Annotated in this window: 21 protein-coding genes and 1 tRNA gene; 9 read left to right on the plus strand and 13 right to left on the minus strand. The window is 63.9% G+C overall.

Annotated features, from left to right (window positions below):
* Entirely contained in the window at positions 1-663 is a 663-nt protein-coding gene (locus LJ655_RS17730; RefSeq protein WP_008919305.1) for an RlmE family RNA methyltransferase, read from the minus strand.
* Positions 664-853: 190 nt separating this feature from the next.
* Between LJ655_RS17730 and LJ655_RS17735 the strand changes: the two genes are divergently transcribed.
* On the plus strand, positions 854-1,384 hold the full coding sequence (locus LJ655_RS17735) for a YhbY family RNA-binding protein (RefSeq protein ID WP_230562550.1): 531 nt from the start codon (positions 854-856) through the stop codon (positions 1,382-1,384).
* 213 nt (positions 1,385-1,597) lie between these two features.
* On the opposite strand, the gene LJ655_RS17740 is transcribed toward LJ655_RS17735, so the two are convergent.
* The 7 genes from LJ655_RS17740 to gloB form a co-directional block, all read right to left on the minus strand.
* Positions 1,598-2,107, minus strand: coding sequence for a DUF4149 domain-containing protein (locus LJ655_RS17740; protein ID WP_230562551.1), 510 nt, complete (start codon positions 2,105-2,107; stop codon positions 1,598-1,600).
* Positions 2,108-2,127: 20 nt separating this feature from the next.
* Positions 2,128-2,604: a transcription elongation factor GreA gene (gene greA / locus LJ655_RS17745; RefSeq protein ID WP_062127755.1), complete on the minus strand. Its 477-nt coding sequence runs from the start codon at positions 2,602-2,604 to the stop codon at positions 2,128-2,130.
* A 153-nt stretch (positions 2,605-2,757) separates the two neighbouring features.
* Positions 2,758-6,012, minus strand: a complete 3,255-nt coding sequence (gene carB / locus LJ655_RS17750; RefSeq protein ID WP_230562552.1) for a carbamoyl-phosphate synthase large subunit — start codon at positions 6,010-6,012, stop codon at positions 2,758-2,760.
* 138 nt (positions 6,013-6,150) lie between these two features.
* Complete coding sequence (gene carA, locus LJ655_RS17755) at positions 6,151-7,305, minus strand: glutamine-hydrolyzing carbamoyl-phosphate synthase small subunit (RefSeq protein WP_230562553.1); 1,155 nt, start codon at positions 7,303-7,305, stop codon at positions 6,151-6,153.
* 384 nt (positions 7,306-7,689) lie between these two features.
* Positions 7,690-8,928, minus strand: a complete 1,239-nt coding sequence (locus tag LJ655_RS17760; protein WP_230562554.1) for an MFS transporter — start codon at positions 8,926-8,928, stop codon at positions 7,690-7,692.
* Between the two features lie 263 nt (positions 8,929-9,191).
* Positions 9,192-10,880 carry a transglycosylase SLT domain-containing protein gene (locus LJ655_RS17765; RefSeq protein ID WP_230562555.1) on the minus strand — a complete coding sequence of 563 codons (1,689 nt, stop codon included), beginning with the start codon at positions 10,878-10,880 and terminating at the stop codon, positions 9,192-9,194.
* A 157-nt stretch (positions 10,881-11,037) separates the two neighbouring features.
* Positions 11,038-11,829 carry a hydroxyacylglutathione hydrolase gene (gene gloB / locus LJ655_RS17770; protein WP_230562556.1) on the minus strand — a complete coding sequence of 264 codons (792 nt, stop codon included), beginning with the start codon at positions 11,827-11,829 and terminating at the stop codon, positions 11,038-11,040.
* A gap of 18 nt (positions 11,830-11,847) precedes the next feature.
* Here gloB and LJ655_RS17775 point away from each other — a divergent pair, with 18 nt between their 5' ends.
* From LJ655_RS17775 to LJ655_RS17795, 5 genes are all read left to right on the plus strand, one after another.
* Positions 11,848-12,726, plus strand: a complete 879-nt coding sequence (locus LJ655_RS17775; protein WP_230562557.1) for a class I SAM-dependent methyltransferase — start codon at positions 11,848-11,850, stop codon at positions 12,724-12,726.
* Positions 12,723-13,169, plus strand: a complete 447-nt coding sequence (rnhA, locus tag LJ655_RS17780; RefSeq protein ID WP_230562558.1) for a ribonuclease HI — start codon at positions 12,723-12,725, stop codon at positions 13,167-13,169. Before LJ655_RS17775 ends, rnhA begins: the two co-directional genes overlap by 4 nt.
* Before the next feature lie 80 nt (positions 13,170-13,249).
* Positions 13,250-13,984, plus strand: a complete 735-nt coding sequence (gene dnaQ / locus LJ655_RS17785; protein WP_230562559.1) for a DNA polymerase III subunit epsilon — start codon at positions 13,250-13,252, stop codon at positions 13,982-13,984.
* A gap of 48 nt (positions 13,985-14,032) precedes the next feature.
* Positions 14,033-14,107, plus strand: a tRNA-Val gene (locus LJ655_RS17790).
* A gap of 518 nt (positions 14,108-14,625) precedes the next feature.
* Positions 14,626-16,482 (plus strand): ABC transporter ATP-binding protein, encoded by a 1,857-nt coding sequence (locus LJ655_RS17795; RefSeq protein WP_230562560.1) that lies wholly within the window; start codon positions 14,626-14,628, stop codon positions 16,480-16,482.
* 84 nt (positions 16,483-16,566) lie between these two features.
* On the opposite strand, the gene LJ655_RS17800 is transcribed toward LJ655_RS17795, so the two are convergent.
* From LJ655_RS17800 to LJ655_RS17810, 3 genes are all read right to left on the minus strand, one after another.
* Positions 16,567-17,031 (minus strand): DUF2214 family protein, encoded by a 465-nt coding sequence (locus LJ655_RS17800; RefSeq protein WP_230562561.1) that lies wholly within the window; start codon positions 17,029-17,031, stop codon positions 16,567-16,569.
* A gap of 148 nt (positions 17,032-17,179) precedes the next feature.
* On the minus strand, positions 17,180-18,040 hold the full coding sequence (locus LJ655_RS17805) for a hypothetical protein (protein WP_230562562.1): 861 nt from the start codon (positions 18,038-18,040) through the stop codon (positions 17,180-17,182).
* Positions 18,041-18,299: 259 nt separating this feature from the next.
* Positions 18,300-19,364, minus strand: a complete 1,065-nt coding sequence (locus tag LJ655_RS17810) for a glycosyltransferase family 4 protein (RefSeq protein WP_230562563.1) — start codon at positions 19,362-19,364, stop codon at positions 18,300-18,302.
* A gap of 695 nt (positions 19,365-20,059) precedes the next feature.
* Between LJ655_RS17810 and LJ655_RS17815 the strand changes: the two genes are divergently transcribed.
* The gene (locus LJ655_RS17815; RefSeq protein ID WP_230562564.1) at positions 20,060-21,895 is read left to right on the plus strand and encodes an ABC transporter ATP-binding protein; all 1,836 of its coding nucleotides are present in this window, start codon (positions 20,060-20,062) and stop codon (positions 21,893-21,895) included.
* Between the two features lie 85 nt (positions 21,896-21,980).
* Here LJ655_RS17815 and otsA read toward each other — a convergent pair whose 3' ends face one another.
* Entirely contained in the window at positions 21,981-23,459 is a 1,479-nt protein-coding gene (gene otsA / locus LJ655_RS17820) for an alpha,alpha-trehalose-phosphate synthase (UDP-forming) (RefSeq protein WP_230562565.1), read from the minus strand.
* Between the two features lie 52 nt (positions 23,460-23,511).
* Positions 23,512-24,261, minus strand: a complete 750-nt coding sequence (gene otsB / locus LJ655_RS17825) for a trehalose-phosphatase (protein ID WP_230562566.1) — start codon at positions 24,259-24,261, stop codon at positions 23,512-23,514.
* Between the two features lie 408 nt (positions 24,262-24,669).
* Between otsB and LJ655_RS17830 the strand changes: the two genes are divergently transcribed.
* Both LJ655_RS17830 and LJ655_RS17835 read left to right on the plus strand, forming a co-directional pair.
* Positions 24,670-25,275, plus strand: a complete 606-nt coding sequence (locus tag LJ655_RS17830) for an SCO family protein (RefSeq protein WP_230562567.1) — start codon at positions 24,670-24,672, stop codon at positions 25,273-25,275.
* 28 nt (positions 25,276-25,303) lie between these two features.
* Entirely contained in the window at positions 25,304-25,765 is a 462-nt protein-coding gene (locus tag LJ655_RS17835; protein WP_230562568.1) for a copper chaperone PCu(A)C, read from the plus strand.
* Positions 25,766-25,788 lie beyond the last annotated feature (23 nt).

Raw genomic sequence — 25,788 nt, forward strand, 5'->3', positions numbered from 1 at the left:
CTATGCGGGACGCTTCAAATGCTTACCCAAAATAAATGTTTCTGACGATTTATCCCGCGATGCCTTCGGCTTGCGGGCTCCCACTACCTTGAATTGGCGCTTGAACTTTTCGACAATCTGACTATAGCCACTGCCGTGAAAGCATTTCACTAAAAGGGCGCCATCCGGTTTCAGGTGGTTTTGCGCAAATTCCAGCGCAAGATCGCATAAATGCTCGATCCGCGCCGCATCTGCGATCGCCACGCCGGACAGGTTGGGCGCCATATCCGAAATTACAAGGTCGACCTGGCGCGCACCGACCAATTCTTCGAGCTGCACCAGCACCGAGTCTTCGCGGAAATCGCCCTGGATGAAGTGCACGTCGGCCACTGGCTCCATCGGCAGGATGTCGAGCGCGATGATCGTGCCGTCGATACCGCCTTCGCGCTCCGCATTGCGCTGCGCGCCGCTCGCCAGCTTGTTGCGCGCGTACTGGCTCCAGCTTCCCGGCGAGGAACCTAGATCGACGATCACCTGCCCCGGACGGATCAGTTTGTCCTGCTCGTCGATTTCCTTGAGCTTGTAGGCCGCGCGGGCGCGATAGCCCTCCCGCTGCGCCATTTTGACGTACGGATCGTTGATGTGATCATGCAGCCACGCGGTATTGAACTTGTTTTTTGCCATTAAAGATTGAACTGTTGCTGCGTCGGGTCGCGCTTTAGGGGATAATACGCGGTTAATTCGCGCGGCCCCGCCAGACTGGCGGCCATCCGCGACTCTGTTGTTCTGACGCGCGCCCTGCCAAATCGAGCCGCCCGAATCGCTCGGACGAAAAACGCAGGAGCCGCTATTTTAGTCGAGTCTCCCACTTTCCATGCCAGCCCTCAAAGTCTCCCCCGACCAACGCGCCGAGTTGCGCTCCCAGGCACATGCGCTCAAACCGGTCGTGCTCGTCGGCGCCGAAGGCTTGACCGACGCGGTGCTCGCTGAAATCAAGGTGCACCTCGCCGCGCACCAATTGATCAAGATCCGTGTGTTCGGAGACGAACGTGAGGAGCGCGTCGCCATCTACGAAGAAATCTGCGACACCCTGAACGCCGCGCCGATCCAGCATATCGGCAAGCTGCTCGTGATCTGGAAGCCCGAATCGGCACAACCGGCGGCAAAGTCCAAGCGTGGCGCCTTGCCGAGCGCGCGCGAAGCGGCGGCCGAAGAAACCCGGCCGGCCAAGGGGCGCGCACCGCGCATCGTCAAGGTCGTCAAGCCGACCGACGTACCGATGCGCAAGCCGCGAGCCAAAGCGGTGCTGGTGCGCGGCAATGAACGCGTGACGCAAGGCGGCAACATCAAGCGCGCGAAGAAGCGCCAAACCAGCGCGAAGCGCTCGCATCAGTCGTCGAAGTAAGCGAAGACGCAGCAAGGGTGCGGACCGGATCTGCACCCACCCATCGGTCGCCTTGAGCGAAACGCTCGAATCATCACGCGAATGAGTTGCCGTTGTGCGCCGCGCGGTTAGCCGCCGGGTTCGCGACGATTCACCGCAACGCGACGCTATTGCCAGGTATCGGCACAACCAGCGGCAATCGCACCGCTTAATACCATGGGCCACCCGCGAACTTCAGCCGATCACCTTTCCCGCATCGCTGCGCGCGCCCTCTTCCTCAGCCGCCACGCCGACACGCGCCGGCAGCAACCACACGAGCGCAAGACCCAGCAGGCTTTCGATCAGATAGAACACACTTGACACGCCGTGCAGGATGCCGAATCGCGTCGCATAAACGGAATGCCCAACGTCGGTGCCCGCCTCGAGCGCGGCCGCGCGCATTGCGTTCATGAACGGCTGCAGCGCGAAATATCCGACCAGCACGCATACGAGCATGCCGGCGAGCAGCCAGCGCAAGCGGCGATACGCGCCGCTACCGCGCCGCACGAGCAGATTGGCGAGACCGAGGAGCAAAATGCCGCACACGACGCCAATCACGCCCTGGATGCGAAACAGCTGCGCGGCGACGGAACCCGCCGTCATCCGGTCGAGCGTCGTGAACAGCACGGGCGCCACCGCATAGCCGATGGTCAGCAGACTACCGACCCACACCACCGTCAAGAGGCGGAAGAATCGATGCGGCATCAGAGACACCGGCGCCATCCTCAGACGTAGCTGACCGCGATGATTTCGTATTCGCGTACGCCTCCCGGCGCCTGCACCGACGCGACGTCGCCTTCCGACTTGCCGATCAGTGCACGCGCGATCGGCGAGCTGATCGAGATCAGGCCGTGATCGATGTCCGCTTCATCGTCACCGACGATCTGGTACTTGACCGACGCGCCCGATTCGAGGTCCTCGAGTTCGAGCGTCGCGCCGAACACCACGCGGCCGTCCGCTTCCACTTGCGACGGGTCGATCACCTGCGCGCCCGCGAGCTTCGATTCGATTTCGGCAATACGGCCTTCGATGAAGCCCTGCTTTTCCTTCGCAGCGTCGTATTCCGCGTTTTCCGACAGATCGCCCTGAGCGCGCGCTTCCGCGATCGAGTTGATCACGGCCGGACGTTCAACCGATTTCAGGCGCTGCAATTCATCGCGCAGCATGTCTGCGCCGCGCTTCGTCAATGGAATAGTGCTCATAAACAACTCTGGAGGCAAAAAACGGCCATAAAAAAAATCACCGCGGTTAAGTGCATTCCGCTGAAGCCGCCGCCCGAGGACAGACCCGGGCCGCAGCACCTGCGGAACGCCGCTTAACCGCGGCACTAACATCTTGGACAGGTAGTCGAAGCCTTAGTTTAGGCGAGCATGGAGTCCTTGTAAATCATAGACTTCCAGGTTCTTCAGATAACGAAGACCCTCCACCGCCGCGCGTGCGCCCGACATCGTCGTGTAGTAGGTGACCTTGTTCGCCTGCGCGCTCATGCGGATCGAACGCGAATCGGCAATCGCGGCGCGCGTTTCGTCCACGGTCGTGAAGACGAGTGCGATCTCGCCGTTCTTGATCATGTCGACGATATGCGGACGGCCGTCCTTCACCTTGTTGACGACCTTGACCGGCACGCCGGCCGCCTCGATCGCGGCAGCCGTGCCCTTGGTCGCGACGATCGGATAGCCGAGCTCGTGCAGCATGCGCGCGACTTCGACCGCCTTCGGCTTGTCGGCGTCCATCACGGTCAGCAGCACCGTGCCCGATTCCGGCAGGCGCGAACCCGCCGCGAGCTGCGACTTGAACAGCGCCTCTCCGAACGTCTGGCCGACGCCCATCACTTCGCCAGTCGAACGCATTTCAGGTCCGAGCACCGGGTCGACCGTCGGGAACTTGACGAACGGGAACACCGCTTCCTTCACGCTGAAATACGGCGGCTCGACTTCCTTCGTCACGCCTTGCGCGGCGAGCTTCTGGCCGACCATCGCGCGCGCCGCGATCTTCGCAAGCGGCAGGCTGGTCGCCTTCGACACGTACGGCACCGTGCGCGACGCACGCGGGTTCACTTCGAGCACGTAGATGATGTCATCCTTCGAGCCGTCAGCCTGCGGCACTTGCTGGATCGCGAACTGCACGTTCATCAGGCCGACCACGTTCAGCGCCTTCGCCATCGCGGCGGTCTGGCGCTTCAGTTCGGCAACGGTCGCCTGCGACAGCGAATACGGCGGCAACGAGCAGGCCGAGTCGCCCGAGTGCACGCCCGCCTGTTCGATGTGCTCCATCACGCCGCCGATAAACACGGCTTCGCCATCCGAAATGCAATCCACGTCGCATTCGATCGCGTCGTTCAGGAAGCGGTCGAGCAGCACCGGCGAGTCGTTCGACACCTTCACCGCCTCGCGCATGTAGCGTTCGAGATCACGCGGCTCATGGACGATTTCCATCGCGCGGCCGCCCAGCACGTACGACGGACGCACGACGAGCGGATAGCCGATTTCGTCGGCGAGCTTCAGCGCTTCGTCTTCCGTGCGCGCGGTGCGGTTCGGCGGCTGACGCAGACCGAGGTCTTGCAGCAGCTTCTGGAAACGCTCGCGGTCTTCGGCCGCGTCGATCATGTCCGGCGACGTGCCGATGATCGGCACACCGTTCGCTTCGAGATCGAGCGCGAGCTTCAGCGGCGTCTGGCCGCCGTACTGCACGATGACGCCGACCGGCTTCTCCTTGTCGACGATTTCGAGCACGTCTTCGAGCGTCAGCGATTCGAAATACAGGCGGTCGGAGGTGTCGTAGTCGGTCGACACGGTTTCCGGATTGCAGTTGACCATGATCGTTTCATAGCCGTCCTCGCGCATCGCGAGCGCGGCATGCACGCAGCAGTAGTCGAACTCGATGCCCTGGCCGATCCGGTTCGGGCCGCCGCCCAGCACCATGATCTTCTTGTTGCTGGTCGGATTGGCTTCGCACTCTTCCTCGTAGGTCGAGTACATGTAAGCCGTTTTCGTCGCGAACTCGGCCGCGCAGGTATCGACGCGCTTGTACACCGGACGTACGTTCAGCTCGATACGCCGTGCGCGCACATCCGCCGGCTTCGCGCCGAGCAGCTTGGCCAGACGGCGATCCGAGAAGCCGCTCTGCTTCAGAAACTTCAACTCTTCCTTCGTGAGGGTCGCGAGCGCGCGGCCGGCCAGCGCCTTTTCCTTCAGCACAATCTGCTCGATCTGCGCGAGGAACCACGGATCGATCGCGGTCTCTTCGAAGATCTCCTGCACGCTCATGCCGACGCGGAACGCATCGCCGACATACCAGATGCGATCCGGACCGGCTTCGCCGATCTCGCGAATGATCTCGTCGCGATTGGCGGTCTTTTCGTCGAGACCATCGACGCCGACTTCGAGGCCGCGTAGCGCTTTCTGGAACGACTCCTGGAACGTGCGGCCGATCGCCATCACTTCGCCGACCGACTTCATCTGCGTGGTCAGGCGCGGATCGGCTTCGCGGAATTTCTCGAATGCGAAACGCGGGATCTTCGTGACGACGTAGTCGATCGTCGGTTCGAACGACGCCGGCGTCTGGCCGCCGGTAATTTCGTTCTTGAGTTCATCCAGCGTGTAGCCGACCGCCAGCTTCGCCGCGACCTTCGCGATCGGGAAACCGGTGGCCTTCGAGGCCAGCGCCGACGAACGCGACACACGCGGGTTCATTTCGATCACGATCATCCGGCCGTCTTTCGGATTGATCGAGAACTGCACGTTCGAGCCGCCCGTGTCCACTCCGATTTCGCGCAGCACCGCGAGCGACGCGTTACGCAGGACCTGGTATTCCTTGTCGGTCAGGGTCTGAGCCGGCGCGACCGTGATCGAGTCGCCGGTGTGGATGCCCATCGGGTCGAGGTTCTCGATCGAGCAGACGATGATGCAGTTGTCCGCCTTGTCGCGGACCACTTCCATCTCGTACTCTTTCCAGCCGAGCAGCGACTCTTCGATCAGCAGTTCGCGCGTCGGCGACAGGTCGAGACCGCGTTTGCAGATCTCCTCGAATTCGTCGCGGTTGTACGCGATGCCGCCGCCGGAGCCGCCCAGCGTGAATGACGGACGGATCACGACCGGATAGCCGCCGCTGCCGGTTTCCGCGGCGATCTTCGCCTGCACCGCAAGGGCTTCTTCCATCGAATGCGCGGTGCCCGACTTGGCCGAACCGAGGCCGATCTTCGTCATCGCGTCCTTGAACTTCTGACGGTCTTCCGCCTTGTCGATCGCTTCGGGCGATGCGCCGATCAGTTCGACGCCGTACTTCGCCAGCACGCCGTGCGCGTGCAGGTCGAGCGCGCAGTTCAGCGCGGTCTGGCCGCCCATCGTCGGCAGGATCGCGTCCGGGCGTTCCTTCGCGATGATGCGCTCGACCACTTCCCACGTGATCGGCTCGATATAGGTCACGTCGGCCGTGTTCGGGTCGGTCATGATCGTCGCCGGATTGCTGTTGACGAGAATGACCTTGTAGCCTTCCTCACGCAGCGCCTTGCATGCCTGCGCGCCCGAATAATCGAACTCGCACGCCTGGCCGATGATGATCGGACCCGCGCCGATGATGAGGATGCTCTTGATGTCTGTCCGCTTGGGCATAACGCTCTCGCTAGTGTATTGCTGAATTCTTTCCGTCGGCGCGCGCCGCTTTCACGTTGCGCGCGCTGTTTCGCGGCACGCCTGCCGCGGGCCGCCGCCGGCCGTTTCCATCTGGCTTCGGCGGCCGGCCTTACCGCTTCAAGCCGCTACGCTCTTGCCGTTCTTGTGCGCTTCCATCAACGTGGTGAAGCGGTCGAACAGATACGCGATGTCGTGCGGGCCGGGCGATGCTTCCGGGTGGCCCTGGAAGCAGAACGCGGGCTTGTCGGTGAGGGCGAAGCCCTGCAGCGTGCCGTCGAACAGCGACACGTGGGTCACACGTGCGTTGGCGGGCAGCGTGTCGGCATCGACCGCGAAACCGTGGTTCTGCGATGTGATCACCACGCGACCGTCTTCGAGATCCTTGACCGGGTGGTTCGCGCCGTGGTGACCGGTCTTCATTTTCATCGTCTTCGCGCCGACCGCGAGGCCCATGATCTGGTGCCCGAGGCAAATGCCAAAGGTCGGGATGCCGCGTTCGATGAACGCCTTCGTCGCCGCGATTGCGTAGTCACACGGTTCCGGGTCGCCGGGGCCATTCGACAGGAACACGCCGTCCGGGTTGAGCGCGAGCGCGTCAGCGGCGCTCGACTGCGCGGGCAGGACGGTAACGTGGCAGCCACGCTCGGCCAGCATGCGCAGGATGTTCTGCTTGACGCCGTAGTCGAATGCGACCACGCGGTACTTCGGCGCCTTCTGCTCGCCGTAGCCGGTGCCCAGACGCCACTCGGTCCTGCTCCACTCGTAGGTTTCCTTCGTCGATACGACCTTCGCGAGGTCCATGCCGGCGAGGCCCGGGAACGAGCGCGCGAGTTCGATGGCCTTGGCTTCGTCGGCCGAACCAGCGAGGATCGCGCCGTTTTGGGCGCCCTTGTCGCGCAGCACGCGGGTCAGCTTGCGGGTGTCGATGCCGGCGATGGCGACCACGCCTTCGTCCTGCAGGTATTGCGGGAGCGTGCGCTCCATGCGGAAGTTCGACGCGAGAACCGGCAGATCACGGATGATCAGGCCGGCGGCATGGACTTTCGTCGCTTCGACGTCTTCGGCGTTCACGCCGACGTTGCCGATATGCGGGTACGTGAGGGTCACGATCTGGCGCGCGTAGCTCGGGTCAGTCAGGATTTCCTGATAGCCGGTGATGGCGGTGTTGAACACGACTTCACCGATGGTATGCCCGGGGGCGCCGATCGAATAACCACGAAAGACCGTGCCGTCGGCGAGCGCGAGGAGAGCGGGAGAAAATGACGGCAACACGGGAGACTCCTTGGGGGAACACCCTGTTGCCACCTGTCTATCCGATTTCGAGCCGCAGCGAAACACATCCTGGATGCGCGCGCAGACTCGCTCGCGAGCTGCCGATGACGTTGCAAAGGGCGCGATGGTCCATTGTGTGGACGGCTCGACTGGGTGTGGGGCCCTTCTTGCTACGCCAATGGCGCGCGGCGGATGAACGGTATGGGGGAGGTAGGCGCTAGGGTGCGGGTTGATAAGCTCAAACCTTGAAATTATAGCCTGAATCCGCCCTTCCCTCCAAATTCGAGATAGCACGCGGACTCAGGGTGGCGCCGCGAAACAATGTTGGAAGGGACGGAACAGCGGTGACCACCCGCTTGGATGCAAGACCTACCGCACGCCCGCTCAGGCCTCCTGCTCGGCGCGGATTTCCGCCGGCCGGGCGAACCGGCCGGGCAGGACGTACCAGATCGCGCTCAGCACCTGCAGGGCGACAAGGATTTCCCACGCGGTCAGATGCGCGACCGCCGGATAGTGGCCAGCGCTCGCCGGCCAGCGCGACAGCACCGCGCCGACGCCGATCTGAAAACCGAAGATCAGGAGAAAGATAATCAGCGTCAGCGTCGTATTGACCCGGCCGATCATCTGCGGCGGAAAATGCCGCGCCATCACCGCGTAGCTCAGAATGCCGGTGCCGCCGAAGATTCCGTAGGCGGCCCACAGCAGGCTCGCCGGCAGCGGGGCCTTGAACATGATCAGCAACTGGGTCAGCACGTACAGCGCCATGCCGATGCCGCAAAACGCATAGAGCGAGATGCCGCGTCGCTCGAGGCTGCGTGCCGCCGCGCCGAAACCGACACAGCCGGCCATCATCGCGAAGCCGAGAATCGACACGAGCGCCGCCGCCTGAGGCGGCTCAAAGCCCTGCACGTCGCGCAGCCATGATCCGACCCACAACGACTGCATCGCGTAAAAGACGCCTTGAGTCACGACCGAGAACGACGCAATTTTCCAGAACACGGCGCTGCGCAGAATGTGCCACGTGCCCTTGAACTGCGCGACGAGGCTGGCATGGCGATTCGTCTCGCGTGCGTCCGGCGCGAGCGTCCATTGTGCGAGCGCAACCACCACCGTCAGTACGCCGAGCCCGACACAGACCGCGCGCCAACTCGAGAAACCGAGCACCCACGTGAGCGGCGAGCCGACCATCACGCCGCCGAGGCCGCCGACCGCCATCACGAGCCCGTTCATCAGCGGCAGACGCGCCGTCGGAAAATGCTGCGCGAGCGCCTTGAACGCGGCGCCAAGGCACACGGACACGCCGACGCCGATCAGCAGCCGCCCGACCATCATCACGCCGAGACTGTGCGCGGCGCCAAACACCCAGATGCCGAGCGCGGCAAAAAGCAGTGTGCCGGCCGTCACGCGACGCGCTCCAAAGTGATCGAGCAACGCGCCGGCAGGAATCTGCGCGCCTGCAAAGCCGAGGAAATACAGGCTCGTCAGCACACCCAGGTCGGCAGCGGACAAGCCGAGATCGCGCGCGATCACGGGCGCGAAGCCGAGATTGACGCCGCGAAACACGTAGGAGACGAAGTAGCCGGCGGAAAACAGCAGAAAGACGCGCAGTCGGGTCGACGACATAAATCAGGAAGTAAGCCCGGAAATAATCTCAAAAACGCGACCCGAGGTTCGGACGAATCGGCACGAAACGGCACGCAACGGCCGACGCGGCCAAAGTACGAACAATAAATTAAATGCGACCAGCCCGCAGGTACCGTCCGCACAATGAAAAACGCCGTCACCCGAAGGTGACGGCGTTGCACGAACACGGTGCGTGACTGGCGCGCAATCCATGCGCTGCGTGTGCAACGCATGTGGTCACGATCGGGGAAGCCGCTACCGGTCTATTTACCCTTCTTCTTCGCGGTCGACACGGTCTTCGAGTGGCTCTCCGCCGCGGCCGTCGACGCCTTGCCGGGCGCGGAGGCCGAGACTTTCTCCACCTTGCCCTTGCTGGCGACGGGCGCCGCTGGCCTGCCGCCCTTGCCGCCCGGCTCGGACACCTTGACGATCGCAGAGCGCCCGTGCCCTTTCTTTTTCTCGTAGCGGGAATCGCTGTGGGTGTCTGCAATCCGAACGCCAATCTTCTGCACACTGGCGCCCTGCACGTCGGTTGCGATCTTCTCCGGACCCGGCTCGCTCGGCACGGGCTTGCCGACCGGCACGTGCAGCACGATCACCTGGCCGCGCGAAACCTGATCGCGATGCGTCTTGTTCCACGCCTTCAGCTGACCGACCGATACGCCGTAGCGCAGTGCGATCGCGGCCATTGACTGATTGCGGCGCACGCGAATCAGCATCTTGCGCGTATCGGGGACATCGGGCTCCATGGCAAGCACCGCGCTTTCGGCGACGTCGGCGCTGATGTCCTCGTCGTCGTCCGAGCCGCGCGGAACGACGATCGTCGAACCCGGCTTGAGGCGCATGCCGACCGGAATCTTGTTGACTTCCATCAGCGTGTCGGCGTCGACGCCGATTTTCTGCGCGATCGCCGCCGGCGTGGCGCGCTGATCGACGGTGTAGGTGGTCCACGACGACAGCGAGCCCGAGTACGCTTTCAGATTACGCTCGAATGCAGATGCGTTGTCGAACGGCAACAGGATCTGCGGCTGCGTCGCGCCGAGAATGACCGGCTTCCTGAACGACGGGTTCAGCGAACGGAACTCGTCCGTCGACATATTGGCGAGCCGCGCGGCGACGTCGACGTCAATGTCGTGCGAGGTCGTCACTGTCACGAAATACGGATGGTTCGGAATCGGCGGCAGCGAGAGCCCGTACATCTGCGGATTCGTCACGATGTTTTTGACCGCCTGCAGCTTCGGCACATAGTTGCGCGTTTCATTCGGCAGTCGCAGGCTCATGTAGTCGGTCGGCAGACCCGCTGCCTCGTTGCGCGCGATCGCGCGCTGCACGTTGCCCTCGCCCCAGTTATAAGCGGCGAGCGCGAGCTGCCAGTCGCCGAACATGTCGTGCAGGTTGGATAGATAGTCGAGCGCGGCGCTGGTCGACGCGAGCACGTCGCGGCGCTCGTCCTGCCACATGTTCTGCTTCAGGTTGTAAGTGCGGCCCGTGCCCGGCATGAACTGCCACATGCCGGCCGCCTTGGCGACCGACAACGCCTGCGGGCTATAGGCGGACTCGATGAACGGCAGGAGCGCGAGCTCGGTCGGCATATGGCGCGCCTCGAGCTCCTCGACGATGTGATACAGGTATTTTTGCGAGCGCTCGGTCATGCGCTGCACGTAATCGGGACGTTGCAAATACCAGTTGAGCTGCATGTCGACGAGATCGCTCTGCAGGTCCGGCATCTGGAAGCCGCGGCGAATGCGGCCCCACAGATCAGCGTCCTGGCTCGTCAACTGATCGACGGAGCCCTGGTCGACATTGATGGTTTCTTTGGCGGTGGCGTTCTTGCGAAGGGCGTCGGCTACTGCTTGCTGGCTGGCAGGGTTATTGGCGGTATTCGTCATTGGTCCCTGACTCGCGCAGGCGGCGAGCGTCAGGACCAAGAACGCACTTAAGATGAATCGCATGAACGTCTCGGCTTCCACAAGGGCTGGAATTTGCAGCCGATGGTACGAAACGTCAACGTTTCCGTCAATTGGAAAATTGAGAAAAAAATCAACCAAATCTGGGGCTTGGCGAATTTTTCCGATTCATCGCGCGAACAACGTCCAAATGCGCTCCGGATCAACGGAAGCGGTTCTTCCATTCGCGCATCAATGTGAAGGCAGTCAGCCGATCAGACACCGTTTCATGCAATTGTGCTTCGAGATTCGATTGGACCGTCGGCTCCCCGGCGCGCAGGAACGGATTCACCGCGCGCTCGTGCGCGATCGTGGTCGGCAGCGTAGGCTGCTGGCGGGCGCGCAGCTCGTTCGCCTTGTCGCGCCACGCCTTGAGTTCGGCGTTCTGCGGCTCGCAGGCGAGCGCGAAGCGGATATTGGAGAGCGTGTACTCGTGGGCGCAATGCACTTGGGTCGCGCCGGGCAGCGCGGCGAGCGCGTCGAGCGAGGTCAGCATCTGTTGCGGCGTGCCTTCGAAAAGGCGCCCGCAGCCGCACGCGAACAGCGTGTCGCCGCAAAACACGTGCGGCGTGCCGCGCGAATCGGCCGCCTGGAAATAAGCGATGTGTCCGCTCGTGTGACCTGGCACCTCGAGCACAGTGAATTCGAGCGCGGGTGCCGCAATCGTCACGTGATCGCCGCTTCTGAGCCGATGCGTCAGGCGCGCGATCGCTTCGCCGGCAGGTCCGTAGACCGGCACGTCCTGGCCGTTCAGCAGATCGGCCACCCCACCGACGTGGTCTTGATGGTGGTGCGTGAGTAAAATAGCGCTCAGCCGCCAACCTCGTTGAGCCAGATAGGCGCGCACAGGCGCGGCTTCGCCTGGATCGACGACGACCGCATGCTGTCCGTCCGCAATGACCCAGATGTAATTGTCTTCAAACGCCGGGACCGGTACGTACTCGAGCGCATTCATAGGCGACGCATTTTTAATATGACTGACCGAGCGATTATAGACTGGCCCGCCTGGACCGATTCACCGCCTGGCCGCTACGTGCTCGACTGGGAGCAAACCCAGCTCGATCGCGTGGTGTCGGACGTGTTCGGCTATCATGCGCTGCAACTCGGCCTGCCGCAGCTTGACGCGCTGCGCGAGAATCGCATGCCGTGTCGCGGCCTCGTGCTCGACGCAGCGAGCGGCGCGAGCGCACCGTACACGTATCCGCGGACGGCGCGCGGCGCAGTGAACGGCACGAGCGGCGCGGGCGATGTCGGCGGCGACCATCCCGGCACGGCGGCGCAGGACGCCTCCGGCCTACACGCACCGGGCGGGCGCAGCGCGGTTTGGTGCGACCTGCTCGATCTGCCGTTCGAAGCCCAAAGCGTCGACCTGATCGTGATGCCGCACACGCTCGAATTCACCAGCGACCCGCACCGACTGCTGCGCGAAGCCGAACGCGTGCTGATGCCCGAGGGCCAGCTGATCATTCTCGGCTTCAACTCGTTGTCGCTGTGGGGCGTGCGGCAGTCGGTCGGCAAGATGGCCGGCCGCCCCTTCGTGCCCGCCGCGATCGACCTGATCGCGTTCACGCGTCTGAAAGATTGGATCAAGCTGCTCGGCTTCGACCTTGAACGCGGGCGCTTCGGCTGCTATCGTCCGCCGCTCGCGAGCGATCAATGGCTCGCGCGCTACGGTTTCATGGAAGCAGCCGGCGACCGCTGGTGGCCGATTTTCGGCGCAACCTACATGATCAAGGCGATCAAGCGCGTACGCGGCATGCACCTCGTCGGGCCGCTCAAAGTGAAAAAGCCCGTGCTTGCGGCGGGCCTCGCGCCCGTCGCCACCCCGAACACACGTAACCACACCGAATGACTCCTGATCACATCGATATCTATACCGACGGCGCCTGCAAGGGCAATCCCGGCCCAGGCGGCTGGGGTGCACTGCTGCGCTTCGGCAGCCAGGAAAAAGAGCTGTTCGGCGGCGAAGCCAACACGACCAACAACCGCATGGAGCTGATGGGCGTGATCGCCGCGCTCGAGGCGTTGAAGCGCCCGTGCAAGGCCATCGTGCACACCGACTCGCAGTACGTGCAGAAAGGCATTAGCGAGTGGATTCACGGCTGGAAGAAGAAAGGCTGGGTCACCGCGGCGAAGCAGCCCGTCAAGAACGCCGATTTGTGGAAGCGGCTCGATGCGCTCGTCGCGCAACACGAAATTGAATGGCGCTGGGTGCGCGGGCACAACGGACACCCGGAAAACGAGCGCGCCGACCAGCTGGCCAATCGCGGCGTGGCGTCGCTCGCTGAAATGTAAACAGACTGCGCGCGTCGGCAACGACAAGCGCCGCCTTCTCCGCTTTTTTCTGCCATTCCTTTTAAGCAGGTTAATCCGACATGCGTCAGCTGATCCTCGATACCGAAACTACCGGCCTGAACCCGCGCGGCGGCGACCGGATTCTCGAACTCGGTTGCGTCGAGCTGGTGAACCGCCGGCTGACCGGCAACAACCTGCACTTCTATATCAACCCGGAGCGCGACAGCGATCCGGGCGCACTCGCGGTGCACGGCCTGACCACCGAATTTTTGAGCGACAAGCCGAAGTTCGCCGAGATCATCGACCAGTTTCGCGACTTCATCCAGGGCGCGGACCTGATCATCCACAACGCACCGTTCGACATCGGCTTTCTCGACGCCGAGTTCGCGCTGCTCGGGCTGCCGCCGGTGAGCACGCATTGCGGCCAGATCATCGACACTCTCGCGCAAGCCAAGCAGATGTTCCCCGGCAAGCGCAATTCGCTCGATGCACTGTGCGACCGCTTCGGCATCAGCAACGCGCACCGCACGCTGCATGGCGCGCTGCTCGACTCTGAACTGCTCGCCGAAGTCTATCTGGCGATGACGCGCGGCCAGGAAAGCCTCGTCATCGACATGCTCGGTGACGCGCAGGCCGGCCCCGATACGCAAGCGCCGCGCGTCGCGCTCGACTCGCTGGAACTCGTCGTGCTCGCCGCGACCGACGACGAAAGCGCCGCCCATGAAGCCGTGCTCAATGATCTCGACAAGGCCGTCAAAGGCACGAGCGTATGGCGTCTTGAAGCCGTTCCGGCGGCCGATGAGCAAACTACTTAAAAAAGACTGGACGAACCCGAATTTCCCTGACATAATTTCAATCTCTTCGGGTGGTTAGCTCAGCGGTAGAGCACTGCCTTCACACGGCAGGGGTCACTGGTTCGATCCCAGTACTACCCACCAGATTCTTGGTGTGTCGATCACCGAAGACAAAAGGGCTTACGCAGCAATGCGCAAGCCCTTTTTCTATTTGCCGGTAATACCTCGCGTATGTCGCCCGGGGTGCGGCTGGCGGCAGAACCACGTCGTTCCGTATCTTGGCGAGCACCGCGCGCGGCTGATATATTCAGCACTCCGGCATTCGCCCGGTCCGGGTCCGTCCGGTTTCTCCATCTTGAACCATTACAGGGAGGCGCCAAATGTTCGCAATGCAACGCGCGCTCCCTTTCATGGTCTCGCGACCGTCGGCCCATCCGACACGACCGATGCGACCTTAAAAGCCGCACAGCAGTCGCCGACGCGGAGCCGGTTGCGCAGGCGCACCGCGTTCGTTCCAGACAGTCCGCTGTTCCCTTGCCGTTGTATGCCGTCGTTTTTTCCCCGCGCGTTTCTCTTGCGCATTCCGGCATCCGTTGGCTGTCTGCCCTTTTCGCTTCTGACTGGAACCTCGGCGCGCCCGCGCGACGCCGGGTCGAAAGTAAATGGCCAATAGAAAACTCGACTTTCGCGGACAAGCCTTCAAGGATGTCCTCGGCTTCACCTTCCGCCACTGGACGCAACAGCCGTGGCGCATCGTCGTGATTGCGGCGCTCGCACTGCTCACCGCGGGCGCGGACATCCTGACGCCGGTCTTCGCCGGACGTCTCGTCGACGCGATCGCGGCTGGCCCGGCTTCCTCGGCGTCCGTCCGGCATCACGCGCTCGAGGCCTTCGGCGTGCTCGCCGCACTCGGCCTCGCCGCGACGCTGTTGCGCCAAGGCGTGTACTTCAACATCATCCGTTTCACGCTGAAGATGATGAGCGAGATCGCCGCACGGGCGTTTCATCGCGTGCAGCGCTTTTCGACCGACTGGCATGCGAACAGCTTCGCCGGTTCGACCGTGCGCAAGATCACGCGCGGCATGTGGGCGCTCGATCTGCTGAACGACACGCTGCTGATCGCGCTGCTGCCGTCGCTCGTGATGCTGGTCGGCGCGACTGCGCTGCTCGGCTGGCGCTGGCCGATGATGGGCCTCGTCGTCGGCATCGGCTCGGCGCTCTACATCGGCGTGACAGTGACGGTGTCGCTCGGCTTCGTGGCGCCATCCGCGCGTCTCGCGAACGCGTGGGACACGCGCATGGGCGGCGCGCTCGCCGACGCGGTCAGCTGCAACGGCGTCGTCAAGGCGTTCGGCGCGGAAGCGCGCGAGGAAGCACGTCTCGCCCGCGTGATCGGCAAGTGGCGACAGCGCACGCGCCGCACATGGGTGCGCGGCACGCTCAACGGTGGCCTTCAGGGCGGCATGCTGGCCGCGATCCAGGCCGCGATTCTCGGCGTGGCGTTGCTGCTGTGGGCGCGCGGGGAAGCGAGCGTGGGCGACATCACGTTCGCGCTGACCATGTTTTTCATGCTCCAAGGATATCTGCGCGACATCGGCATGCACATCCGCAACCTGCAGCGCTCGGTCAATGACATGGAGGAACTGGTGTCGCTCGAAAGCCAGCCGCTCGGCATCGAGGATCGGCCCGGCGCCGGCCCCATCTCGATCCGCAACGGCGAGATCCGCTTCGAGCACGTGTCGTTTCACTATGGCGCGCACAGCCGGCCGCTCTACGACGACTTCTCCGTGCGCATCGCGCCGGGCGAGCGCGTCGGGCTCGTCGGCCATTCGGGCTCGGGCAAGACGACCTTCATCAAGCTGATTCAGCGTCTTCACGACATTTCGGGCGGCCGGATCACGATCGACGGTCAGGACATTGCGCAGGTCCAGCAGGCGTCGCTGCGCAGCCAGATCGCGATCGTTCAGCAGGAGCCGGTGCTGTTTCACCGCTCGCTCGCCGAGAACATCGCGTATGGGCGGCCCGGCGCGAGCCGCGCAGACATCGAGCGGGCTGCGCGGCTCGCGAGCGCACACGACTTCATCGCCGCGCTGCCGAACGGCTATGACACGCTGGTCGGCGAACGCGGGATCAAGCTATCGGGCGGCGAACGTCAACGTGTCGCGATCGCGCGGGCTTTTCTCGCCGACGCGCCGATCCTGATTCTCGACGAAGCCACGTCGAGCCTCGACAGCGAAAGCGAAGTGCTGATCCAGCGCGCGATGGAGCGCCTGATGCAGAGCCGCACGACGCTGGTGGTCGCGCATCGGCTCTCGACGGTACGTGCGCTGGACCGGCTGCTGGTGCTGGACAAGGGCAAGGTAGTCGAGGAAGGCAGTCACGACGCGCTGATCAAACGCGACAACGGCTTGTACCGGCGGCTGTTCGAGCGCCAGGCGCTGGAGTTGATCAAGGGCCTCGGCGAGCCGGCGGACTTCGCGGCTGACCGCGTCGATGATTCGGACTTGATGGTCGGCTAGCGCGACGCAGGGAAGCACGGGCCGCCGCGGCGCGCGGCGCCACGCCTCGCGCGCCATGCCCGCAGAAGTAGAAAGCCCGCCGCGCTACACCGCGCCGGCGGGCAGCCCGATGCCGCGCGCCATGCCCGTCGCGGCAAGCACCATCAGAACCAGCGCCACGGTCTGGATGACGTTGAAGTGGGCGTAGGAGCGCGCCTTCTTCAGATTCGGCGCCGCGCCGCTACGGATCGACGCGCGCCAGCGCATCAAGCCGAGCATCGTGGGCACCTCGAGGATCAGGATCAGCACCAGCAACCCCATCTTCACGTGAAAGAGCGGTTCGTGCAGATAGTAGTCGGCGCCCTTCTCGTAACCGCCGAACACGCGCATCAGGCCGGTCACGACCAGCACCAGCCCTGCGATGCCCCAGCGCGTATCGGCACGAAACACCGAACGCAACGCCGCCGGCACCGACGCGCGACGCAGCGACCAGGTGCGTCGGAGGATCGACGCCAGCGCGAAACCATAAGCAAGCAGATGAAGCGCGGCAAGCAACCAGCGAACCAGCATAGCGACTCCTGCGAAAGACGCGATACGATCGATGAGTGTTCCACTCGCCCGCCTGCTGGCCGGGCGCCTTTTGCATTATCGGTGAAGCAACGCTCCGGGATGCGCGCATCGGCCACGCGATGTGGCCGATAGCACAAAACGCGCAGCGTCAGAACTGGCGCAACGTCGTGTCGAGCGCGCGGGCGGCAACACGATCGCCTTCGGTCGTCAGCGCGGCGCGGAAAACGGTCTGCCGGTTATGGCCTGCGGCGGCGGGCGAATCCCACAACAACTCGATCTTCGGACGCAGGCCGAACGCGCTGCGCGCAAGAGAGGGCGTCGCGACCGACCTCATCGGCACCGCTGACGTGCTGGTCTCGCCCGCCGCGCCGAACACAACCGCGGGCGTGGACGTGGGGGTCGACGTCGAACGCACCTGGGGACCACTCGCCCAACGCACCGACAATTCGCGCGCATCGTATTGCCCGACCTTGCGCCGCTCGGCCCACACGACGACGGTGCGCGTCAGCGGATCGAGCGACACCGCATAGCGGCCGATCGCAAAACGCCGCGCCGCGACGTTGGTCCGCCACAATGGTAGCGGCCGGCAGATCCACACGACGATCGCATACAGCGCCGGCGCCGCGAGCAGCCAGCCGTTGGTGGCGGCGACCGCCTGCATCGCGCGACGCCCGCCGGCGCTCGCGACGAACGCACCGACCGACCATAGCGCGAACAGCAACCCGAGGAACGCGAACAGGCGCAGAGCCTGACGCAGCCATTGCGGCAGCGGATGAAACGGACGCTCGGCGACGGCGCGCGCGCCCGGCAGGAAAATCAGCAGGAACATAAAGACGAGATTGATGCAGGCCCACGGCGAAGACGCCATCGCGGTCAGCGCGGTGGAGAGGCTCATCTCCGACATCGAGAAAAACCAGCGGACGGCGAGCACGAGACCGATGGCGCGCAACGTAAAAATCGTTCCAGCGCCGGGCGCGGCGTTCGCACGCGTCTCTTTCGTACTCGCCAAGGCTTCCTCCTGTCGTCGGCGGCGCCGCCCATTTTGCGGCACGGCCATTATAGGGATATTACCGAGACTGACTCGTTCGCGCCGCGCGGAATCCCGTACTTTCGGATGGGTGCCGATGAAAAACGCGGCGCGCATGCAACAACGCCCCGCTGGCAAAATGCCGACGGGGCGTTGAGCGCAGCAAAGGAAACCTGCGACGGGTTCCTTTGGTGCCAGCGTTCTAGTTACTGCGCATCACCTGCGAAGCGTGAACCGCGCCTCAGTTTGCGTTGACTTCACGCAGCACCGTGCGGTGCTTCTGACGCAGCAACTCTTCGTACACAGCGACGTAGTTCTTCGCCATGACCTTCGACGAGAAGCGCGCCTCGAACGCCTTGCGCACACCAGCGCGCGGCAGCGTATGCAGTCGCTTCACGGCGGCGACCGCGCTGATTTCGTCTTCCACGACGAAGCCCGACACGCCGTTTTCGATCACTTCCGGCACCGAACCGCGATTAAACGCGATCACCGGCGTGCCGCAAGCCATCGCTTCGATCATCACGAGACCGAACGGCTCCGGCCAGTCGATCGGGAACACCAGTGCCTGCGCATTGCCGAGAAACTCGCGCTTCTCAGCTTCGCCGATCTCGCCGATGTACTCGACGTGCGGCAACGACATCAGCGGCTTGATGACTTCTTCGTAGTAGGCACGGTCGGCCTTGTCGATCTTGGCGGCGACCTTGAGCTTCATGCCTGCCTGCCCGGCGATGCGAATCGCCCTGTCGAGCCCCTTCTCCGGCGACACGCGGCCCAGGAATGCGAGGTAGCCGGGCTCGACGTTAGGAATCGGCTTGAGCACGTCTTCCGGCAGACCGTGATAAACCGTTTGCTGCCAGTTGGCCTGGGCGAGCGGAATGCGCTGGTTGTCCGAAATCGACACGACTGGCACGTCACTGAACGTGTTGAAGATCGGCTGCAGTTCCGGCAAATCGAGACGGCCATGCATCGTCGTGACGAACGGCACCGGCTGACGCGCGAACAGCGAGAACGGATAGTAGTCGATGTGGAAATGCAGCACGTCGAATTCGTCCGCGCGGCGGCGCACTTCTTCGAGCAATAGCATGTGCGGCGCCATCACGTCGCGGATCGTCGGGTCGAGGCGCAGCGCCTGCGGCCAGAACGCTTCGAGCTTCGCCGAGGTTTGCGAATCACCGCTCGCAAACAGCGTGACGTCGTGGCCCTGCTCGACCAGCGCCTCGGTCAGGTAGGACACCACGCGTTCCGTACCACCATACAGCTTGGGAGGAACCGCCTCGTGCAACGGAGCGATTTGAGCGATTCGCATAATGACGAACTCCTAGTAAAAATCAGGCAAAAGTACTGCATTTGGAAAAAGCGACTCGCTTGCTCGCCAGGGCAGTCTGGCCGGAGATGCCGGCGCGGGCCTGATTCTTTTGAGAAATCCTGCGATGGATCGCTTCGATAAAGAGCCCAGACCGGTGGTGAGCGTCTGCGCATGTGCGAGTAAACGCGCATGCCGCACCTACGTTGACAAACTGTCAGAAAATTTGCCGGCCCAACGAGCCCGCATTATCGGCGCCCGGATCGTTGCGGCGCCATGGCATTTCAAAGACTTTACGTTGTTACAGACACGAAACACTTTGCAAACCCTTGTTTTCCGAGACAGTTCTACAGTCTTCACGGGGTTCAGCGAGGCACGACGGTACTGGATTTGGGGACTCTCTCGCACCAACCTTGCCGCCAGACATTCAGCAATTGCCGCGCCACGGTTGAATGCTGTTTGTAATTTTATCTCGAAATAGGCCGCAACTGGCGTGGATCGCCCGGCTTGCGGTGCGTCGGGACGACGCATATCGCGGAGGCCCATCGCGAAATCAGTCGCGCCAAAAGCCCGGTTACACAGGGCGCAATCGTCTTTGCATGTTTACAATGCGAAGCATCGGCTGCACGGAGAGCCATACTTTTCCGTGTGGGACGCGCTTTGCATGCACAACCCGCAACACATCGATCTCTGCTCAATTGGAACACTTGACCATCGCCCAGCGTAACGCCCAGGACGCAAAGCTCGCGAGCTATGCGCATCGGCCGTTGGCGTTTCTCTTCCGCTTTATCCGCCGCCATCCGTTCGGGCATGCGATTGTGTTGTGCAGTGTATTTGCGGCCGTGGGCTGTGCGCTCGCTTCGCAATATGCGATCAAACATCTGATCGACGTGCTCGCCGCCGGCCGGCATCATCCGGGGCCGTTGTGGAGCGCGTTCGCGATCCTCGTCGGTCTGATTGCCGCCGACAACCTGTTATGGCGGGTCGGCGGCTGGTTCGCCGCGCACACGTTCGTCGCCGTGACGGGCGATCTGCGGCGCGATCTGTTCCAGTACCTGAGCGGCCACTCGCCGACCTACTACGCCGAAAAGCAGCCCGGCATGCTGGCGAGCCGGATCACCGCGACCTCGAACGCCGTCTACACCGCCGAAAACACCACCGCGTGGAACGTGCTTCCGCCCTGCATCGCGGTGCTCGGCGCCATCGTGATGATCATTGCGGTGAACCCGCTGATGGCCGGCGGCCTGATGCTGTGTTCTGCGATCCTCGCGGTGGTGTTGTACAAGCTCGCGGGCCGCGGCTCCGCGCGCCACCATAATTTCGCGACCAAGGCGGCATCGGTCGATGGCGAACTCGTCGACGTGATCAGCAACATGGGGCTCGTGCGCGCGTTCGGCATGACGTTGCGCGAGCAGCAGCGCTTTGCGTCGACGGTCAAGTCGGAAATGGACGCGCGCCAGCAGAGTCTGCTCTACCTCGAAAAATTGCGTCTGCTGCACGCCGTGATCACCGCGCTGCTGTCGGCCGGCCTGCTCGGCTGGGCGCTGTGGCTATGGGACCAGGGCCGCGCGACCTCGGGCGACATCGTGCTCGTGAGTTCGCTCGGCTTCACGATCCTGCACGGCACGCGCGACCTCGCCGTGGCGCTCGTCGATGTCACGCAGCACGTCGCGCGACTCGCGGAAGCCGTGCGCACGCTGCTCGAACCGCACGGCATGCCCGATCGCGACGACGCGACCGAACTCGTTCCGCAGGGAGGCCGCGTCACGTTCGACAGCGTCACGTTCGCCTATCCGCGCCGCCGGGCGATTCTCGATCACTTCGACCTGAATATCGAGCCGGGTCAGCGCGTCGGCCTGATCGGCAAGTCGGGGGCCGGCAAATCGACGGTGCTCGCGCTGTTGCAGCGTTTCTACGAAACCCAGGGTGGCGCGATCAGGATCGACGGCCAGGACATCGCGACGATCACCCAGGACAGCCTGCGCCACGCGATCGCGCTGGTGCCGCAGGACATCTCGCTGCTCCACCGCTCGGTGTACGAGAACATCGCGTATGGCCGCCCTGAGGCGAGCCGCGAGGAAGTGCTCGCCGCCGCCCGCGAGGCCCGTTGCGCGGATTTTATTGAAGCGATGCCGGACGGCTATGACACGATCGTCGGCGACCGCGGCGTGAAGTTGTCGGGCGGTCAGCGCCAGCGCATCGCGATCGCGCGCGCGATTCTGAAGAATGCGCCGATCCTGCTGCTCGACGAAGCCACGTCCGCACTCGATAGCGCCTCCGAAGAAGCGATCCAGAAGGCGCTCGACCGGCTGATGGTCGGCCGCACGGTGATCGCGATCGCACACCGTCTGTCGACGCTGAACAACTTCGACCGGATCATCGTGATGAGCGCCGGCAAGGTCATCGACGACGGCACGCCGGAAGAACTGCGCCAGCGTCCGGGCCTTTATCGCGACCTGCTCGCGAAGCAGTATGGCAAGGGCCAGACGCTGCATATCGGCGGCAAGAAGGTCGACGAGCAGCACGTGGCCTGAACGCTCACGGTGTGCGCCCGGTTGCGCATCGCATGAAAAGAGCCGCTCCGTGGAGCGGCTTTTCGTTGTCGGGCTTGCGGCCGGCTCAGCCGCTCACGCTCTCGCGCGCCGCCCTCTTGCGCGCGGCGCCGGCCGCACCCGTGGCCGCACGCGTCTTCGCGCTTCTATCCCGCTTCGCACCGTCGGCGTTCTGCAGATCGCGCATGAAGTTATCGCGCCACACCGACACGTTGTTCTCGCGCAGCTGCGCCATCATGTCGCGATAGCGCGCCTGACGCTCGGCGAGCGGCATGTCGAGCGCCTGCGCGAGCGCCTCGGCCATGCCGTCGATATCGAGCGGATTGACGATCAGCGCGCCATCCAGCTCCTGCGCCGCGCCCGCAAAGCGCGACAGCACGAGCACGCCGGGATTCTCTGGGTCCTGCGCCGACACGTATTCCTTCGCGACGAGATTCATGCCGTCACGCAGCGGCGTGACATAGCCGACGTGCGCGGTACGGAACAGCGCCGCCAGCACCGACCGCTCGTATTGCTTGTGGATGTACAGGATCGGCGTCCAGTCCAGCTCGGCGAAACGTCCGTTGATCCGCCCCGACTCACCCTCAAGCTGAAGGCGGATGTCCTGATACGCGTGCAGGTCGGCGCGCGTCGGCGGCGCGATCTGCAGGAACGACACCTTGTTGCGCTGCGCGGCCGCATGCTCGAGCAGGCGCTCGAATGCGCGGAATCGCTCGACCAGCCCCTTCGAATAATCGAGCCGGTCGACGCTCATGATCAGCTTGCGCGAATGCAGCGTCGCCTTCATCGTGCGTACCGGCTTGCCGCGCTCCCCCGCTTTCGCGAGCTCGGCGATCTCGTCCGGATAGACGCCGATCGGATAGGCCGATGCGCGCAGCGTGCGGCCGAACGCCTGCACGGTGAGCGGCCCGTTCGCCGATGCGCCGACCGAGCCGCCCGCCTCGTTGATGACGTAATCGCAGAAGGCGCGCAGATCGGGGCCGGTCTGAAAGCCGAGCAGGTCGAACGAACACAGCGCCTCGACGAGCTCGCGATGCGGCGGCACCGTCAGCAGTACCTGCGCGGCTGGAAACGGAATATGCAGGAAGAAACCGATGCGGTTCTTCACGCCCGCCGAACGCAGCGCCTGCGCGAACGGAATCAGATGATAGTCGTGCACCCAGATCACGTCGTCTTCGCGCAGGAGCGGCACGAGCTGCTGCGCGAGCCACGCGTTGACGCGGCGGTAACCCTCGAAGTCGTGACGGTCGTAGTGCAGCAGGTCGGACCGGTAGTGAAACGCGGGCCACAGCGTCGCGTTCGAAAAACCACGGTAATACTGGTCGTAATCGCGACGCATCAGCGGGACGGTCGCGAAGGTCACCGGACCGCGCTCCTCGACCTTGATCTGCGGCTGGCCGGAGCTGAGCACCTCGCCGCTCCAGCCGAACCACATGCCGCCGGTCTCCTTCAGCGCGTCGTACACGCCAACCGCCAGACCGCCCGCCGCCGGGCCGCCCTCCGAAATAGGCGCAACCCGGTTCGAAACAATGATCAGTCGGCTCATGAAGCGCGATTCCCGATGCAGTATGTTGTTTTCGTTGAGCGGGGCGCCGGCGTCACGCCCCGCGCGCCGCCGCGACAATCGTTTCGAGCCAGTCGAGCAGCGACGACACCGATTCGACGCGCGTGCGCGCCATCGTTTCGCCCGCCCCGACCTTGATCGACAGGCCGCCGCGCTCGTTGACGACCGCAAAGCCCTTTTCGTCGGTCAGATCGTCGCCGGCGAATACCGGTGTGCGTCCCGTGAACGGCAATTCGTCGAGAAACGCACGCGTCGCGCGGCCCTTGTCGACATCTTTCGGCTTGATCTCGTAGACCATCTTGCCCGGCTGCAGCACGTACGACGCGGGGTAATCGGCGACGAGCCGTTCGGTCGCCGCGCGCGCGACCGGCTCGCGGTCCGGCGCGTTGCGGTAGTGCAGTGCGAGCGCCGCGCCCTTGATCTCGAGCAGCATGCCCGGGTGTTCGTTGACGACCTGCGCGAGCACCTGCTCCATGCGCAACAGGCGCTGGTCGTGAAAACCGATGCGCTGCGTGTCGCCATTCGCATCGCGCCGCTCGGCGCCGTGCAGACCCGCGACCGGCAGATCGGGCATGCCGAGAAAACTGTCGATACTGTCGATACCGCGCCCCGACACCACCGCGACCGCGCCGTTCGTCAGACTGCGCAGCTCGCGCAGCAGATCGATCACGCGCGGCTGCACCAGCACGCCGTCCGGCGTGGGGGCGAGTTCGACGAGCGTGCCGTCGAAATCGAAGAAAAATGCCGTCTCGCTCGGAGACAGAACAGCCGGAAGTGCTTGCATCGCGTGGGTTCGCCTTTCAGCCATGGGCGGCCGGAAAAGTGTGCGCATCTTACCGCGCATCCGTCAATTTTTCGAGAAAGTAAGCCGGGACTCAAGCCGGGCGGGCAGTTCGCCCGCCTGTTTGCGTCGATTGCGTTCAAAAGCACAACGACCGGGCTTCACGCGGCTTTCGGCCGCCTGCGTCATAATGCCCCGCAAATCGCGCGCCGGGCCCGCCGCGCGTCGCTGGCCGGGTTTTTGCGCTACAGTCGCTGCCACGCGGTCTGACGGCGTGCTCGACACGCTCCACCGATTCGTGGTGTCCGCTCTCCAATCGAGTCATTGAACCCTGCTTTGTTCCCGATCCTTCCACCCCAGCGCTCGCAGCCGACCCTGCTCCGCTCACGACCCTGGCGACTCAGACACGGGTTGGGCCGCCGTTTCGCCGCGGGAGCGACGCTGGGTACTTTGGTCGCGCTCGTGGCACTGACCGGTTGCACGCACCGTGCCGAAGCGTGGCAGCTGACCAACGTGACCGGCCATCTGCCGGATCTGGACTTCACCTTGACCGACGACGCCGGTCGCGCCGTCAGCGCCGCTTCATTCAAAGGCCGGGCATCGCTCGTCTACTTCGGCTACACACATTGCCCGGACGTTTGCCCCGAGACGATGGGCCGCCTGATGCAGGTGCTCGGCAAACTCGGCCCCGATGCGCAGAAAGTGCGCATCCTGTTCATCACCGTCGATCCCGCGCGCGACACCCCGCAGGCTTTGCACGACTACGTCGCCGCGTTCGACCCACAGCACGCCGAAGGGCTGACCGGCACCGATTCGCAGATCGAGTCGCTGGCGAAGCGCTATCGGGTCGCGTACCAGATGGAAAAGCGCGACCCGAATGGCAACTACGAGGTCACGCACAGCTCCGCCGTCTACGTCTTCGACAGCCAGGGCCACGCGCGCCTGCTCGCCACCGATCACGACACGCCCGATGCGATCGCGCAAGACCTGCGCCGCGTCATCGATGACCATTCCTGATTTCTATCCCCTCCCGATCCATCCCAACATGACAATCAAGCTCAAACCATTCGCTTCCCTCGCTTGCGCGCTCGCGCTGTCGTTCGGTGTCTTGTCGAGCGCGCAGGCGGCCGACGCTCACGCGATCAGCGTCAAGGACGCGTGGGTGCGCTGGCTGCCGAATAACCTGCCCGCGGGTGGCTACGCAACGCTCATCAACGCGAGCGACAAGCCGATCGACCTCGTCGATATTTCGAGCGACGACTACGGCGACGCGATGCTGCATCAAACGGTATCGAGCGGCTCGTCGAAGAAGATGGTGATGGTCGACAAGCTGACGGTGCCCGCGCATGGCCAGGTCGCGCTCGCGCCCGGCGGCTATCATGTGATGCTCGAGGACGCGAAGCACAAGATCGCGCCCGGCGACACCGTGCATCTGATGCTGAAGTTCTCCGATGGCGAAACGCTGAGCGCGCCGTTCGCGGTCAAGTCGCCGGGCCAGACTCAGTAAGCGGCGCCACGGGCTGCCGCCAC

This window comes from Paraburkholderia translucens (assembly GCF_020881035.1).
GTDB lineage: Bacteria > Pseudomonadota > Gammaproteobacteria > Burkholderiales > Burkholderiaceae > Paraburkholderia > Paraburkholderia translucens.